Origin of the sequence: Clostridium amylolyticum (assembly GCF_900142075.1) — a bacterium.
Classification (GTDB): domain Bacteria; phylum Bacillota; class Clostridia; order Clostridiales; family Clostridiaceae; genus Clostridium_AA; species Clostridium_AA amylolyticum.
Map to the genome: position 1 here is coordinate 145412 of NZ_FQZO01000005.1, position 15625 is coordinate 161036.

Consider the following 15625-nt stretch of genomic DNA (forward strand, 5'->3'; position numbering starts at 1 on the left):
TTAAAAGATAATAATCAAAAATACTAACTAAAATATTTTTAGTTATTTTCACCTAATATCTTTTTGCTAAGTATTATTCCTCTATTAGTGGTAGCACATCCCCCTAATGCTGTCTCTCTTAACTCCGCGGGCATAGATCTTCCAATTTTGTACATAGCCGAAACAGTATCATCAAAAGGTATTTTGCTCATAACTCCAGCCATGACTAAATCCGCAGTGGTTAAAGCACTTACAGCACCAGCAAAATTTCTTTTTGCACAAGGAACTTCTACTAGCCCTGCTACAGGATCGCATACTAATCCTAAAATATTCTTAATAACTATAGCTCCTGCATTTAAAGCCATCTCTGGAGTTCCTCCCATCATCTCAACTACTGCAGCAGAAGCCATGGCCGCTGCAGAGCCACATTCTGCTTGGCACCCTCCTTCTGCCCCAGCTAAGGTAGCATTTCTTGCTATGATCATACCTACTGCAGAAGCTGTGCATAAGGCATTTATCATTTCTTCTTCACCCTTATTAAGCTTTTCCGCAGCAGTGATTATAACTGCTGGCAATATTCCACAGGAGCCTGCAGTAGGAGCTGCTACTATCTTACCCATAGAAGCATTCACCTCTGAGCAGGAAATAGCTCTTGCCATAGCTTTTACCATAATATCCCCTGTCAAGTTTTTCCCTGTTTCTAGATATTTACGAAGCTTATAAGCATCTCCTCCTATAAGCCCGCTTACAGAATACACCTCATTATTCATACCTTCTTCAGCAGAATGCTTCATCACTAAAAGACTTTTCTTCATCTTTTCAAGGATTTCTTCTCTGGACATATCTGAATTTTCCATTTCAACCCTTATAGCATATTCTGCAAGATTTATATTATTTTCTTTACAAACTTTTATTAATTCTTCTCCACTAGCTGCAAACATTAGGCTTCACCTTCCTTAACAGGGCTTATATAGGTTAATCTTTCTATATCAGGAATCCTTTTAATATTTTCTAATACCTCACTGGGTATTTTATTGTCAGTTTCAAATACCATGTTGGCAATTTGACCTCTGTGATTTCTAAAAACTTTCATAAAAGCGATATTAATATTGTTTTCATAAAGATAGGCTGTAACTTTAGATACCTGACCCGGAACATCCTTATGACTAATAATAAGTGTAGGATAAGCACCTGTAAACTCTACCTTATCCCCATCTACTTCATTTATTTGTATGTTTCCTCCGCCTATAGAAGAGCCCACAACAGATATAACCCTATTATTAGCGCAGGTAATAATAAACTTTACGGTATTAGGATGCACTTCTCCTAAGTCCTTTTCTATAAAGTTTATTTCAATACCTTGGTCTTTTGCTATTTGCAAAGCATCCCTCAGCCTTTCATCGCTAGGCTCCATTCCTAGTATTCCAGCTACTAAAGCCCTGTCTGTTCCATGTCCTCTATAGGTTTTTCCAAAAGATCCATGAAGCAAAAAGTCCACTTTAACAATTCTGCATCCTGCCATGGTTCCAGCTATTTTCCCTAGTCTTGCTGCCCCAGCGGTATGTGAGCTAGAGGGTCCTATCATAATAGGGCCAAGTACATCAAACACCCCATATTTTTTCATCTGTATTCCCCATTTCTATATAAAAATCTATTTTGTCTTAAGATTAGACATATATCTTTGAATTTCTATAATCATTTTATATTAAATTAATCCTTATGCCTAGTTAAAAAAATAGCTAATTAGTATTTGTAAAACCAGCTTCCTCCAATAAATTCTCTCAAAATAGAATTTTCTGGTACCATTTCACTTTCCAAATCTTTAAAAAATCCTAAAAAACTCTTAAGCCTTAAAGCCTCATAATATACGGGGCTATCTGAATTAATTTTTTCTAACTCTATAATAGCATGCTTTTTTAATACACAAAGCTCATATACTAAAGTGGAGTTAAACATCACATCCGCCTGTTCTTGATAAATAAATATATTTCTTTCTTCTCCCCTTCTTATAGATGGCCATAATGTTAATGTGACTTCCGCTTTATATCCTCTTGAGAGGGTATCTCTTACTATCCTTCTTATCTTTCTTACATCTGTGGTTGCAATTCTATTGTGATTGTCTACATTAAGCTGAGTTAAAGCACTTATATATATCTTAAACTTATTAACATCCAGAACAGAAGAAGTGAGTTTATCGTTTAACCCATGAATACCTTCAATTACTAAAACTCCATTTTGAGGAAGCTTTAATCTATTCCCCTTCCATTCTCTCTGTCCTGTATAAAAGTTATAAGTAGGTATTTCTACTTCTTTTCTATCCATCAATAGGTTAAGATGCTTATTGAAAAGTTCTAAGTCTAAAGCATCAATAGATTCAAAATCAGGTTTCCCTTCTTCATCTAAAGGAGTAGAGTCTCTGTTTACAAAATAATCATCTAAGGATATGGATTTTGGTATAAGTCCATTTACCCTTAGCTGAATAGCAAGCCTATTAGCAAAGGTTGTTTTACCTGAAGAAGATGGACCTGCTATAAGCACTACCTTAACTTCTTTTCTTTCTGCTATCATATCTGCTATATAAGCTATCTTTTTTTCATGCAGCGCTTCAGAAACCCTAATAATATCTACTATTTCTCCGCTTTCTATCTTTTCATTTAAGGAGCCTACATCTGCAACATCCAATATATTAAGCCACTGTTCAGTTTCTTTAAATATTTTCGAAAGCTTTCTATATTCTACAAAGTCTGGAATTTCAGTGGGTGTTTCTTCTGGTGGATACCTTAAAATAAATCCAGGTTCATAATACATTAAATCAAAATATTTAATTACCCCAGTAGAATATGCCATGGGTCCATAGAAATAATCATATCTGCCTTCTAGCTCATATAACTTTACAGTATCAGAAACTACATGATTTAAAAGCTTAACTTTATCCATCATGGCATAGCCTCTAAATATTTCAATGGCATCCTTTCGATCTATAGTTATCTTGTTTATAACCATATCTTTATTAATAATATCTTGCATATGTTTTTTTATTTTTTTTATATCTTCTTCATCTAGAGCTTTTTCCATATGTATTTCTCCATATAGTCCTTTACTTATGGTATGCTCAATAGTTATTTTAGAGTCAGGGAAAATATCTAATACAGCCTTTATAAGTATAAATTGAAGAGTTCTTGAATAAGCATTACTTCCCATAGAGGTATTTAATGATACAGCTTCAAATATGCCTTCTTCACTAAGTTCAGATGAAAGTTCATAATATTTTCCATTTATCCTGCCTAATACTGCTGGAAGAGAAGATTCTTCATAATTTTCTTTAACTATCTCCTGCATTAATGTGCCTTTTTCCACTTCAATCTGTTTCCCATTACTTAATGTTAATTTTAAATCTGCCATAATATCACTCCATTCAAATAATGAAATTAAACATCAGTATTAATATTATACTTTAAAACCAATAATAATGTCATAAAATATTGAATTTTACAAAATCTATACCTAAAGGAGGTGATACAACATTGTTTGTTGTAATTGTAAGAACCGCTATACTTTATAGCCTGGTAGTAATAGTTATGCGCCTTATGGGGAAAAGGCAGCTAGGGGAACTTCAACCTTATGAACTGGTAATAACTATAATGATTTCAGACCTAGCTTCACTACCAATGCAGGATACTCGTCTCCCTCTTTTATTAGGTATTATTCCCATTATCACCATGCTTATAATCCAAATATTTGTATCTGAAATACAGTTAAGGAGTGAAAAAATAAGATCCATTATAGATGGAAAGCCTTCTATTCTTTTAAGGAATGGAAAAATAGATACAAAAGCCTTAAGAGAACAGCGCATAAATATAGATGATTTAATGGAGGAATTACGCGTAAATGGCTATTTTAATATTGATGATATAGCTTATGTAATATTAGAAAACAATGGTCAAATTTCAGTTATCCCAAAAGCAAATCTTTCCCCTGTAACTAGAAATGATTTAAATATATCAGTGCCTCAAGATATACTTCCTACAGTATTAATTGTGGATGGAAAAATCAATAAAGAAAATCTTAAAAGCATAAATAAAGATATAAATTGGTTAATTAAAAATATAAATAAATTTAACATACAAAATACAGAAGATGTTTTTATTGCCCTAATGGATTCCCATAACAAATTTTTCTGTCAACAAAAGGACACAATAAGAAGGAAGGAATGAAGTAATGAAAAACGTAGTTATTTCTACAGCTTTATTTTTTGCTCTGCTTACTTTTATGGTTTATTCCAATAAACAGCTTTATAAATTTTGTGGTTCTGTAGTAACATCTTGCGAGCATCTAGAAGAAAAACTTAAAAATGACGAATGGGAGGATAGTTATGATGAAGCATACAAACTTCTAGAAAAAATAAAAAAAGATGCTCCTGGAATTTCTGTTTATATTAATCATGCAGATATGGATCTAGTTTCTAACGAAGTATATAAATTAACTCAATATGTAAAGCAGTTAGATAAGTCCGAATCTCTAGCCAGCGTACATTCTATAAAACATCAAGTAGATAATATAATGAAAATTCAAGAATTATCCATACAAAATATATTTTAATTAGTATATTTGTAGTAAAATATTATTATAAGAAAAATGTATCTAATATATTAAATTATTCCACAGCTTCTACATTTACTATAGAAAATAATGTAGAATTAATATATAATAAGATATGGGAGAATTAGTCCCATATGGGTTAATTTCGTTCCCGCTATACTGATTTACGAGGATATACTTTTTTGTCCTTAATATATTTATGAAAGGTGGTCCAAATTATGGCATTAGTTACTACAAAAGAAATGTTCAAGAAAGCTTACGAAGGCGGTTATGCTATAGGAGCTTTCAATATCAACAATATGGAGATTCTTCAAGGGGTTTTAAGAGCTGCAAAGGCTAAAAACTCACCTGTTATACTTCAATGCTCCACAGGTGCAATTAAATATGCAGGTCCAGCTATGTTAAAAGCTATGGTTGATGCAGCTGTAGCAGAAGCTGGTGTAGATGTTGCATTACACCTTGACCACGGTCCAGATTTTGAAGCAGTTAAAATGGTTATCGACGCAGGATTTACTTCTGTAATGTTCGATGGTTCTCATTATGATTACGAAGAGAACGTAGCTAAAACTAAAGAAGTAGTTGAATATGCTCATGCTCGCGGAGTAGTTGTAGAAGCAGAACTTGGAGTTCTTGCTGGAGTAGAAGATGATGTAGAAGCTGCAGAGCATGTCTACACTGATCCAGCTCAAGCAGTAGACTTTGTTAAAAGAACTGGTTGTGACTCCCTAGCTATAGCTATAGGAACTTCTCATGGAGCATTTAAATTCCCTCCAGATTTCAAACCTGAATTAAAGTTTAACATACTTGAGGAAATTCAAAAACAATTACCAGGATTCCCAATAGTACTTCACGGAGCTTCTGCTGTTGACCCAGAAGCAGTTGCAACTTGCAACAAATTCGGTGGAGCAATAAAAGATGCTAAGGGTATCCCAGAAGATATGCTAAGAAAAGCTTCCTCCATGGCAGTATGTAAAATAAACATGGACACAGACCTAAGACTTGCTATGACAGCAGCTATAAGAAAAGTATTTGGAGAAAACCCAGCAGAGTTTGACCCAAGAAAATACTTAGGCGCTGGCAGAGATGCAGTTCAAAAAGTTGTAGAATACAAATTAGATAATATCGTTGGTTCTACTGGAGCAATGAATAAGTAGTATAACAAAAATCGCTGGTGAAGATCAGCGATTTTTTTAATTGAGAATTTAGAATTGAGAATGTAGAATGAAGGTGGAAACTCGGAGAGTTTCTTGGAGATTTTCCCCTTAGGGGGCTTGTCTTAAGCTCCAAAGTTTTTCTGAAAAAGCGTCAGAAAAACTTTCCTCCATTCTCAATTCTAAATTTTAATTTCTCAATTACCATTACATGTTTTGATGATTTTACTTAATATTCTGCAGAGTTCTATGCAGTCATTTTTTATGGGTTTTGCTTCATCTTCTTTTAATATATCTGTTGCTATCATTAGTTCAATCCAATATTCTGATTCTTTTGCTTCTTTTAGGGCTATAGCTAGTTTATTTTTGAAATCTGCTCTGCTTACTCCATTAATACCTTCCCTAACGTTAGCTCCTATGCTTGTGCCTGATCTCAATAATTGCTTAGATAGTACATATTCTTTTTTATCTTTAATTAAATGATTATATAAAGATACTATTTCTATAGCGAAACCAAAAGATTTATCCACAATAATATTCTCACTCATAAAATCCTCCTAAAACTAAGATATTATGAGTATTATCACTATTAATGAAATTTAAAACAGAAAGAGAAAACAATCTTCATGTTTTCTCCACCGCTAATAATTAATATATATATACTTTATGTAACTATTTAGAATTTAGAGAAACTCACAGAGTTTCTCTAAATTAACATCAATGAAATTCCATCAGGAATTTCATTGTACTATATTCTAAGAAACTCCTCGAGTTTCCTCCTTCATTTTAAATTCTAAATTCTAAATTAAAAATAAGCCCATCTCCACAGGCTTATTTTTCAACATAATTCATCACATGTTTAACTGTCATATTAATGCTTCCATCGCCGTTTCTAACTATTTCGAAACGATTTATATCACTATAGGCTTCTTCATTTATGTAAATATCTATGTCTTTATCGATTTTTAATCTAATGCGTTTGAGCTTTTTCTCTAAATACTGTTTATCTAAGGTTATTTCTTTCTCTAAGCCTTGGGCAGCTACAAATTCGTTGAAGCTTTGCATAGCTTGTGGCTCGTTCTTAAATATATCCTCGGAAAGTTCGTTTATATTTATGGTTTCTTCCTGCTTAAGCTTTTGCTTTAATTGTGTTCTTACCTGCTCAGCTTTCTCTGCATCCTCCTGTAGATTGTTTCTTGTCCAGGATTCTGCTGCTTTAAGTAAGTTTTTGGTCATATCTCTTTCATTAGCTATTATAGTGCAGCCTAAATAATTTTCTATAAAAAAGTTAGAGCCATACTCATCATTTTCTTTAGATTTATTTTGCTTATCTATAACCATAAGATTAAACTCTTGTTCTTCTCTCATAGGCTTAATAAAAGCACATTTTTGAAGTTTCTGCCCTCCCCCTGGAAGTCCAGCGGTATGAGGTACAATATTAATATCTATTTTATTATCTACAAAATCTATTTGGTGAGTGAAGTTTTTTACATAGTCCATTTTAAGTATACCTATCATAGGTCCATATTCCGTAGAAAAGTAAACCACCATCAAGTCGCAGGAAGGTATGTTCACATTAGACTTCATTAGAGAAAACATCTGTCTAGCAAGTTCCTGAGATGCTTCTATAAAATCAGTATTTTCTCCATTTAAAAATTCTTGAGATACTTCTTTTACTATAGTTCTCTTTTCATTAAACACTGCATATTTAAGTTCCTCATCATTTAGAGATTTTTGAAGATGCTTAAGGATAAATTTATATATATCTTCGTTAAGTTCCAGTTTGTAATGATTTAATACCGGCTCATCCCCATTATTATCTAAAATGTGTATTACAGCCTCCAAGATATTTATGTCGTTTATATATTCCATGGATTCACCATCCTAAGTTTTAGAGGTTCTTTTTAACTGCTTTTGGATTATATAAAAAGCATAGATTTATAATATCTTCATTAGGTACAAATAATAATTGCACTCTTTTAGCTCCACCGGTTATTATTGCTGCATATACTCTATCAGTATTACCTGCTGGTACCGCCTTTATAATTTCAGATGGCTTATTTCCAAAATCCTTATATACATCACTATCCACTGGTGCTACAAGTTCAGCATTCTTCATATTAAAAGTAATTATTCTCTTTCTACTTTTCATTTCCATTATTTTATCTACGTCTACTTCGCCGTTAGTGATGCTATATTCATACTCTAAATATAAAAATCTTTTAAAATAAAATAATAATCCGCAGCCTACAGCGAAAAATAACCCAAAAAGAAGATTAGCAGTTACAAAAAAGAAAAATGCTAATACTCCAAAAATACCCATAAAAATCTTTGACGCATTATAAGCTGTTTTATTAGTAGTTGTTACCAGTTGTTCTTTAAAATTGTCCATAATAAATCCTCCCACTGCTATTGCTATTGTATATTAAAATATTATATCATAAAATAACTTTATAGAGACAAAAATATTAATACATTGTTACAAAGGTGGGATAACTTTGAAAGAACTAGAAACTAAAATATTAGATATTGATATGGAAAAAGTAAGAAGAATCATGATAGAAAATAAAATTCCTTTAGTTAAGAAGGAAGAGCAAATAAATAATATATATGATTTTGAAGGCATGCCGTTATTGAAACGAAAAGGCTATGCTCGAGTTAGGGTAGTAAATGACATGCTTAGAAATAAAAAAGAATATTATATGACGGTTAAAAAAATGATTAGTCAAGAAAAGTTTAAGCTTATGGAGGAAAATGAGGTAAAGGTAGATAATGCTGAAGTAGCAAAGAAAATCTTTGAAGCCTTAGGCTTAAAACTGGTTCAAAGCATAGGCAAATACAGAGAAAGCTATAAATATAAAAATACTCTCATAGAAATTGATGTAAATGACAAGTCCTTTTGTCCTTTTCCTTATGTGGAAATTGAAACCACTTCTGAAAGTGAGTTAGATGAAGTCCTTGAACTTTTAGGATACACCTTAGCCGATACCACCTCTAAAACCATATATGAAATATTAGAAGAACGAGGAGTTAACCACAGTAATATTAAAGGAATTTAAAGTATTTTGTTCTAAGTAAATTTTAAAAGGGCTTTTGTACTAATGTAATTTACATAAATTGTACAAAAGCCCTTTTTACTTTTAATCAATTAAGCTAAAACGCACCAAAAGAAAATGGAGTTGAATCCTTTTCAATTTCTACATCACTTTCACAAAGACTAGTTATATTTAAAAATTCTTTTTTGAATTTTTCTTTATCTACATACTCTGAATCATTATCTATAATTACCTTCCAGGGATTTTCATTATGAATTAACCATGTACCCAAATTCTTTAAAGAAGAATAATCTTCAAATTGTATGTCCCTATTTTTGAACCTAACTATATAGCACATCCTATATACTAATTTTCCAACCTTATCTAAATACTTGTTTGCTGCTTTCATCATATAATCCTCCTATTATTTACCAATAAAGACCATAAATTTTTATCGGTGAATATTCCCTTTTACCCTAGATGTTATTTTCTGTTTTTTATCTCACCTCCTTAATGTAATTATATTCAAATATCATATCTTTATCAACTTGAATATGGTTATTTTCCCATTAATATGCAAAAAGAGCCAAACACTAAGTTTCGCTCTTTTAAAATTTATCTTTAATTATTTTCCAAAGTATCTGTTAAGTAATCCTTTGAATGCTTGACCATGTCTTGCTTCGTCTTTACACATTTCATGTACTGTGTCATGGATTGCATCTAAGTTTAATTTTTTAGCAAGAGTAGCTAAATCTTTTTTACCTTGGCAAGCTCCATGTTCAGCTTCTACTCTCATTTGAAGGTTCTTCTTAGTATCTGCAGCTACTACTTCACCTAAAAGTTCTGCAAATTTTGATGCGTGCTCAGCTTCTTCAAAAGCTATTCTCTTGTAAGCTTCAGCGATTTCTGGATATCCTTCTCTATCTGCTTGTCTACTCATAGCAAGATACATTCCTACTTCAGTACATTCTCCCATAAAGTTAGCTCTTAAACCTTCTATAACTTCTGGGTCTACACCTTCTGCTACACCGATTCTGTGCTCATCTGCCCAAGCCATATCTTCTGACTGCTCAACGAATTTTGATGCTGGTGCCTTACATATAGGGCAAGCCTCTGGTGCTGAATCTCCTGTGTGAACATATCCACAAATTGTACAAACGAATTTTTTCATAATAAAAATTACCTCCTACAAATACATTATGTCATTAACACTTACATTTAAATTATATAATAGTAATTATTATATTGCAATACTTATTTTTAACAATCTTTTATTAATTAGTAGTAAAATTATAGCTCTTCTATTTTTTATAAACTATTTGTTATAATATTATCATAATTCTTATAATGGGTTCTTAAGGAAATACTTGTATATAAACAAAAATTTAGGAGAAAATATATATTTAATAGCTATTTCTTACTGTTATTTAGTTGAATGCCGGTTGACGTAAATATATTCATAGGTTATAATTTATTCAATATTTTAATACTATGCTGTGAAATGGAGTAGTAATATTCCTTATAGTTTAAGAGAGTTGCTGGTTGGTGAAAAGCAATACTATAATAATATGAACTCGCCATGGAGCTTATCTGAAGAAAATCAGATACGTCAATTACGTTATAATTTTGAGGTGAGATGCCTATGCATCTAACTAGAGTGGTACCGCGGAATATACTCCTTTCGTCTCTATATTTATAGACGAAGGAGTTTTTTATTTTATAAAAGTAATTAAAAGCAATTAAGGAGGATTAAAAATGACTAACTATTCCACCGCCATAGATAGAAAATGGCAAAAGAAATGGGAAGACACTGAGTTATATAAATTCAATGCCGATAAAATGGATAAAAAGCTTTATGTACTAGAGATGTTCTCTTATCCTTCAGGCAGCAAGTTACATGCTGGACATTGGTTTAACTATGGTCCTGTTGACTCTTGGGCAAGGTTTAAAAGAATGCAAGGATATAATGTATTTCAGCCTATGGGTTTTGATGCCTTTGGCCTTCCTGCAGAAAACTATGCTATTAAGACAGGAATACACCCTTGGGATTCTACAAAACAAAATATTAAAACCATGGAAACTCAACTTAAAGCTATGGGTGCTATGTTTAACTGGGAAAGTGAAATAGTAACCTGTGATCCTGAATATTATAAATGGACACAATGGGTATTTTTAAAGTTATATGAAAAAGGCCTTGCTTATAGGAAAAAAGCTCCTGTAAACTGGTGCCCATCTTGTAATACCGTTTTAGCTAATGAACAGGTTGTGGATGGTGCTTGTGAGAGATGCGACACAGAAGTAACTAAAAAGGATTTAACTCAATGGTTCCTAAAAATCACTGACTATGCAGAGGAACTTCTTAATGACCTAGATAAAATAGATTGGCCAGAAAAAACAAAATCCATGCAAAAGCATTGGATAGGGAAATCTACAGGGGCAGAAGTGACCTTTAAAGTAAAAGACAGCAATATTTCCTTTGATGTATTTACTACTAGAGCAGATACACTATTTGGAGTAACTTATGTGGTGCTTGCTCCAGAAAATCCATTAGTGGATGAGCTTACTAATGATTCCCAAAGAGAAGAAGTGGAACAATATAGAGCTGCTTCAAAAAAACAAAGTGACATTGAAAGGCAGTCTTTAACCAGAGAAAAAACAGGGGTATTTACAGGCTCCTATGCCATAAACCCTATTAACGGAAGAGAAATTCCTATATGGATAGGTGATTACGTTCTTGCTACTTATGGTACAGGAGCGGTGATGGCAGTACCTGCTCACGATGAAAGAGATTTCTCCTTTGCTAAAAAATACAACCTTCCTATAATTAGAGTTATTGAAGGTAAAGGTGGAGAAGAACTTCCTTTTACTGAATATGGAACCATGGTAAATTCTGATGAATTTGACGGAATCACTTCAGAAGAAGGAAAAATTAAAGTAATAGAAAAATTAGCAAAACAAAATATGGGATCTCAAAAGGTTAACTACAGACTTAGAGATTGGCTGGTATCCAGGCAGAGATACTGGGGAGCTCCAATACCTATAGTATATTGTGATAAATGTGGTACAGTACCAGTGCCTTATGAAAATCTACCTGTAACATTACCCTACGATGTAGAATTTGCTCCAGACGGTAAATCCCCTCTTACTAAATCAGAGGAGTTTATTAACACTACTTGCCCTCACTGCGGCGGTAAGGCTAAGAGAGAAGCTGATACCTTAGATACCTTCGTATGTTCCTCTTGGTACTATTTAAGATATGCAGATAGCAAAAATACTGAAGAAGCCTTTAAGCCTGAAAAAATAAATAAGATGCTTCCAGTGGATAAATATGTGGGTGGCCCTGAGCATGCTTGTATGCATTTGCTTTACGCAAGATTCCTTACAAAAGCTTTAAGAGACATGGGTTACTTGAACTTTGATGAACCTTTTACTTCTTTAACTCATCAAGGACTTATCCTAGGACCTGATGGATTTAAAATGAGTAAATCCAAAGGAAATACCATATCTCCTGATGAATACATTAATGAATACGGTGCAGATGTGTTTAGAATGTATCTTATGTTTGGATTTTCTTATGTAGAAGGTGGAGCTTGGTCCGATGACGGTATTAAATCTGTAGCAAGATTTGTAGATAGAATTGAAAGAATACTTCAAAATTCTTATGCTATCCTGGAAGAAAATAAAAACCTTAAAACTTCCATGGATAAAGCAGAAAAAGAGCTAAACTTCTGGAGACATAACAGTATTAAACAAGTAACTGCTGACACTGAAATACTTCAATTTAATACTGCTATAGCAAGGATGATGGAGTTCTCCAATGCACTTTCTAAGTATATACAAGAAAATGAAATTAATAATGATTTCTTAAAAGAAACCATAAATGATTTCCTTAGACTATTAGCTCCATTTGCTCCTCACTTCTCAGAGGAATATTTCAATAGATTTAATCCTTATACTTCTGAGGATAATGGCTATTCAGTATTTAATCAAAAATGGCCAGAGTTTGATGAAAAAGCTCTAATAAAAGATGAAGTAGAAATAGCCATCCAAATAAATGGAAAAATTAAAGCTAAAACTAATATACCTACAGACTTAAATGAAGATTCCATTAAAGCCATTGCCCTTAAGGAAAGCTCCATAAAAGAAGCCCTTGAAGGTAAAAATGTGGTTAAAGTTATAGTTATTAAAGGAAGGCTTGTAAATATAGTAGCTAAGTAATATTTTCTTAATATTATTAAATAAAATCCCAGATGCTTTAATAGCCTCTGGGATTTTTATGTTTATATCTTTAAATTACTTTATCCTAATTTTCTAAAATAGTCTGCTTTTCTAGGGTTTTGTTTATACTTTTCATACATTTCAAGTTTTGCTTTTATTCTAACCCTAGCGTCCCTTTCTGGATGCAAAATTATATAATCCTTGCAATTTTGTGAGCAGAAGCCTTCATACTTTTCTTCACATTCCTCACAGCATAGGTGCTGATCATGGCAGTCATCATTGGTGCAGTTTATATATCTATCACAGGGTTTTCCACAATGAGAACATTTTGAAATCACTTTATCTTCTTCTGTTTGATTTATTTTAACAGAAATTCTCTCATCAAAGACATAACACTTTCCATCAAATAACTTACCTTGCACCTCTGGGTCCTTGCTATAGGTTACGATGCCGCCTTCTAAGTGGTACACATCTTTAAAGCCTTTGTTAAGTAAAACCCCTGTAAGCTTCTCACATCTTATACCACCAGTACAATAGGTAAGAATTTTCTTATCTTTATGCTTTGATAAGTTCTCTTCTATCCACTCTGGAAATTGCTTGAAGTTTTTAACATCTGGCTTTACAGCCCCTCTAAAATGTCCTATTTCATACTCATAATCATTTCTACCATCTACTACAATAACATCATCCCTCTGAAGCATTTCATAGAATTCTCTAGGTTTTAAATACTCTCCTACAATGTCATTAGGATTTACTTCATCCTCATTTTCTAGAGTGATAATGCTTTTCCTTTTTCTTACGTACATCTTTTTAAAAGCATGGTCTTCTGCTTCATCTATCTTAAATACCATATCCTTAAATCTTTCGTCTGCATGCATAAGGGCCATGTATTTTTCTGTTTGCTCCACAGTACCAGATAAAGTACCGTTAATACCTTCCTTAGCTACTAATATTCTTCCTCTAAGGTCTAAATCCTTACAAAACTTTAAATGCTCTTTGGCAAATTCCTCTGGGTTTTCTATGGTAACAAACATGTAATACAGCAGAACCCTATAGGGTTTCTTACTCATTACTATCATTCCTTTCAATTTATCTAAATATCATCTACTTATATATAATAATTAATTTATAGTTATTTGTAAATAATAATATTTATCAATTGAGTATTATTCCCTATAAACTTTAAATCTAAAAATAAAAAGCTCAATATTTTATTGAGCTTTAAATGTTAACCTGTATTAAAGTATTTTTTGAAATTCCTTCAAAACCATTTCCACCTCATTTTCTGGTAGTGGGTTGAATAAGTCTTTGTAAGGGGAATCATTATATTTAGAAAATAGTTCCCTTGACATGGACATCCATAGTTCTGGAATATATATATTAAGTATATCTTCTATTTTACAGGACAATAGGAATCTTTCCATCCCCCAGAAGGTATATTCCTGTATGCTGTGAGCATTGTTAAAATGAACATAATGCTCTACCACAGATAAGCTAAGCTTATTATAGTAAATATCTACAAAGAAAAAATCAAACTCTTCTCCTCTTACTTTAAAAGCATCTTCCTCAACTATTTTTAATTTTTCATTATCTCCAAAAGAATTAAAATAAAAGTCTATAACCTCTTTGTTAGACTCATAAACTATAACTTCAGTAACATTTTTATTTTCTAAAACTTTTAAGGTGAAGTAACCAAGGCCTAACCCTACTATACCTACTTTCCCTCTAGCATATTTATGGGCTGTATAACATCCTATGATCTCTTCTGGTGAAAGCTTCATAGTTTCTTTACCATTAACATACAATGCAGGAATTATAGAGAAATTGTCCTCATATTGAAATATGTACCCATTGATTTTTCCTTTTAAAGATTTCATATGAATATTTATGTTGTTATAAATTAAATTTTTGCCTTTAAGTTTACTGGTGTATTTTTCTATTTCTTCATGTATATACTCTGTATCAAATGGAATCATATTATAGCCTCTTTCTTCGATGTGTTATTTTGTTGCTTTTCCTTCTAAATCAATATTGTATTCCATAGCTTTAAACTTTTTAAAATATATTAACTCCAAGCTTCGTTTTTTACTTTCATATTCTTCATAATTGTCACAATTTATCTCAAAGCCCTCTTCAAAAAGCTTGGAAGCGGCAAGTCTTTTACACAGTTCTCTCCAAAAAGCATTCTCATCATACTCTTCTTTTAAGCTCAGTGATCCTGGTTCTTTATCGTAGGATAAAGCGGTTTCTTCTTGGTAATCATTATCTGAAAGCGCATTATGCAAATCCTCATAACTTAATATGTACTGTATTAGTGAAGAGTATTCTTTGTATTCTTTAGATTCAGATTCATTAATAAGCTGTAAGTTTAATCGCATTAAATCCATAAGAGCTTCAAATTGATTTCTTGTAAAATTAATTTTCATACAAATTCCCCTATCCACTTTTATATAATTTAATTTTAACATCGTCACCACTATTTTCAAACCAAATAAAGAATATATATATTAATAAAATTTAAATATTCGTCAAATACTAATGTTGATATTAAAAATATAATGATATATAATAATTTATATCAATTAATAACGCTTTTCTTCAAAATAGGTATTGATAATAATAATACTTCGTATTATTATTATA

General features: G+C 32.1%; 16 protein-coding genes and 1 other annotated feature. Of the genes, 5 read left to right on the forward strand and 11 right to left on the reverse strand.

Annotated features, from left to right (window positions below):
* Positions 1-38: 38 nt before the first annotated feature.
* From sdaAA to BUA82_RS12350, 3 genes are all read right to left on the reverse strand, one after another.
* Positions 39-920, reverse strand: coding sequence for an L-serine ammonia-lyase, iron-sulfur-dependent, subunit alpha (sdaAA, locus tag BUA82_RS12340; protein ID WP_073008575.1), 882 nt, complete (start codon positions 918-920; stop codon positions 39-41).
* Positions 920-1603, reverse strand: a complete 684-nt coding sequence (gene sdaAB, locus BUA82_RS12345) for an L-serine ammonia-lyase, iron-sulfur-dependent subunit beta (RefSeq protein ID WP_073008578.1) — start codon at positions 1601-1603, stop codon at positions 920-922. The genes sdaAA and sdaAB overlap by 1 nt, the downstream gene beginning before the upstream one ends.
* 119 nt (positions 1604-1722) lie before the next feature.
* On the reverse strand, positions 1723-3381 hold the full coding sequence (locus BUA82_RS12350; RefSeq protein WP_073008581.1) for a nucleoside kinase: 1659 nt from the start codon (positions 3379-3381) through the stop codon (positions 1723-1725).
* Between the two features lie 122 nt (positions 3382-3503).
* On the opposite strand from BUA82_RS12350, the gene BUA82_RS12355 reads away from it, so the two are divergent.
* The 3 genes from BUA82_RS12355 (at position 3504) to fba (ending at position 5732) form a co-directional block, all read left to right on the forward strand.
* Positions 3504-4193 carry a DUF421 domain-containing protein gene (locus BUA82_RS12355; protein ID WP_073008584.1) on the forward strand — a complete coding sequence of 230 codons (690 nt, stop codon included), beginning with the start codon at positions 3504-3506 and terminating at the stop codon, positions 4191-4193.
* Between the two features lie 4 nt (positions 4194-4197).
* Positions 4198-4578: a DUF4363 family protein gene (locus tag BUA82_RS12360; RefSeq protein ID WP_073008586.1), complete on the forward strand. Its 381-nt coding sequence runs from the start codon at positions 4198-4200 to the stop codon at positions 4576-4578.
* Positions 4579-4796: 218 nt separating this feature from the next.
* Positions 4797-5732 carry a class II fructose-1,6-bisphosphate aldolase gene (fba, locus tag BUA82_RS12365; protein WP_073008589.1) on the forward strand — a complete coding sequence of 312 codons (936 nt, stop codon included), beginning with the start codon at positions 4797-4799 and terminating at the stop codon, positions 5730-5732.
* A 194-nt stretch (positions 5733-5926) separates the two neighbouring features.
* Here the strand turns inward: fba and BUA82_RS12370 are convergent, their stop codons facing one another.
* The 3 genes from BUA82_RS12370 to BUA82_RS12380 form a co-directional block, all read right to left on the reverse strand.
* On the reverse strand, positions 5927-6277 hold the full coding sequence (locus tag BUA82_RS12370) for a four helix bundle protein (RefSeq protein ID WP_073008592.1): 351 nt from the start codon (positions 6275-6277) through the stop codon (positions 5927-5929).
* Between the two features lie 283 nt (positions 6278-6560).
* Complete coding sequence (locus tag BUA82_RS12375) at positions 6561-7601, reverse strand: nucleoid-associated protein (protein WP_073008595.1); 1041 nt, start codon at positions 7599-7601, stop codon at positions 6561-6563.
* Positions 7602-7620: 19 nt separating this feature from the next.
* Complete coding sequence (locus BUA82_RS12380; protein ID WP_073008599.1) at positions 7621-8121, reverse strand: DUF6106 family protein; 501 nt, start codon at positions 8119-8121, stop codon at positions 7621-7623.
* Between the two features lie 106 nt (positions 8122-8227).
* Here BUA82_RS12380 and BUA82_RS12385 point away from each other — a divergent pair, with 106 nt between their 5' ends.
* Positions 8228-8788, forward strand: coding sequence for a class IV adenylate cyclase (locus BUA82_RS12385; RefSeq protein WP_073008602.1), 561 nt, complete (start codon positions 8228-8230; stop codon positions 8786-8788).
* A gap of 94 nt (positions 8789-8882) precedes the next feature.
* Here BUA82_RS12385 and BUA82_RS12390 read toward each other — a convergent pair whose 3' ends face one another.
* The gene (locus BUA82_RS12390; protein ID WP_083599927.1) at positions 8883-9176 is read right to left on the reverse strand and encodes a DUF3884 family protein; all 294 of its coding nucleotides are present in this window, start codon (positions 9174-9176) and stop codon (positions 8883-8885) included.
* A 213-nt stretch (positions 9177-9389) separates the two neighbouring features.
* Positions 9390-9935 carry an NADH peroxidase gene (locus tag BUA82_RS12395; protein ID WP_073008608.1) on the reverse strand — a complete coding sequence of 182 codons (546 nt, stop codon included), beginning with the start codon at positions 9933-9935 and terminating at the stop codon, positions 9390-9392.
* A gap of 316 nt (positions 9936-10251) precedes the next feature.
* Positions 10252-10456, forward strand: a binding site (T-box leader).
* A 63-nt stretch (positions 10457-10519) separates the two neighbouring features.
* Between BUA82_RS12395 and leuS the strand changes: the two genes are divergently transcribed.
* On the forward strand, positions 10520-12982 hold the full coding sequence (leuS, locus tag BUA82_RS12400) for a leucine--tRNA ligase (protein WP_073008611.1): 2463 nt from the start codon (positions 10520-10522) through the stop codon (positions 12980-12982).
* Positions 12983-13062: 80 nt separating this feature from the next.
* On the opposite strand, the gene trhO is transcribed toward leuS, so the two are convergent.
* The 3 genes from trhO to BUA82_RS12415 all read right to left on the reverse strand — a co-directional run bounded on the left by trhO (position 13063) and on the right by BUA82_RS12415 (position 15408).
* A complete protein-coding gene (trhO, locus tag BUA82_RS12405) occupies positions 13063-14052 on the reverse strand; it encodes an oxygen-dependent tRNA uridine(34) hydroxylase TrhO (protein ID WP_207650305.1) in 990 nt (329 codons plus the stop codon).
* Between the two features lie 168 nt (positions 14053-14220).
* Complete coding sequence (locus tag BUA82_RS12410; protein WP_073008614.1) at positions 14221-14958, reverse strand: polyamine aminopropyltransferase; 738 nt, start codon at positions 14956-14958, stop codon at positions 14221-14223.
* 24 nt (positions 14959-14982) lie between these two features.
* A complete protein-coding gene (locus tag BUA82_RS12415) occupies positions 14983-15408 on the reverse strand; it encodes a hypothetical protein (RefSeq protein ID WP_073008617.1) in 426 nt (141 codons plus the stop codon).
* Positions 15409-15625 lie beyond the last annotated feature (217 nt).

Coding starts and splice junctions, on each gene's coding strand:
- sdaAA (WP_073008575.1), bottom strand. CDS start 920: ATGTTTGCAGCTAGTGGAGAAGAATTAATAAAAGTTTGTAAAGAAAAT.
- sdaAB (WP_073008578.1), bottom strand. CDS start 1,603: ATGAAAAAATATGGGGTGTTTGATGTACTTGGCCCTATTATGATAGGA.
- BUA82_RS12350 (WP_073008581.1), bottom strand. CDS start 3,381: ATGGCAGATTTAAAATTAACATTAAGTAATGGGAAACAGATTGAAGTG.
- BUA82_RS12360 (WP_073008586.1), top strand. CDS start 4,198: ATGAAAAACGTAGTTATTTCTACAGCTTTATTTTTTGCTCTGCTTACT.
- fba (WP_073008589.1), top strand. CDS start 4,797: ATGGCATTAGTTACTACAAAAGAAATGTTCAAGAAAGCTTACGAAGGC.
- BUA82_RS12370 (WP_073008592.1), bottom strand. CDS start 6,277: ATGAGTGAGAATATTATTGTGGATAAATCTTTTGGTTTCGCTATAGAA.
- BUA82_RS12375 (WP_073008595.1), bottom strand. CDS start 7,601: ATGGAATATATAAACGACATAAATATCTTGGAGGCTGTAATACACATT.
- BUA82_RS12380 (WP_073008599.1), bottom strand. CDS start 8,121: ATGGACAATTTTAAAGAACAACTGGTAACAACTACTAATAAAACAGCT.
- BUA82_RS12390 (WP_083599927.1), bottom strand. CDS start 9,176: ATGATGAAAGCAGCAAACAAGTATTTAGATAAGGTTGGAAAATTAGTA.
- BUA82_RS12395 (WP_073008608.1), bottom strand. CDS start 9,935: ATGAAAAAATTCGTTTGTACAATTTGTGGATATGTTCACACAGGAGAT.
- leuS (WP_073008611.1), top strand. CDS start 10,520: ATGACTAACTATTCCACCGCCATAGATAGAAAATGGCAAAAGAAATGG.
- trhO (WP_207650305.1), bottom strand. CDS start 14,052: ATGAGTAAGAAACCCTATAGGGTTCTGCTGTATTACATGTTTGTTACC.
- BUA82_RS12410 (WP_073008614.1), bottom strand. CDS start 14,958: ATGATTCCATTTGATACAGAGTATATACATGAAGAAATAGAAAAATAC.
- BUA82_RS12415 (WP_073008617.1), bottom strand. CDS start 15,408: ATGAAAATTAATTTTACAAGAAATCAATTTGAAGCTCTTATGGATTTA.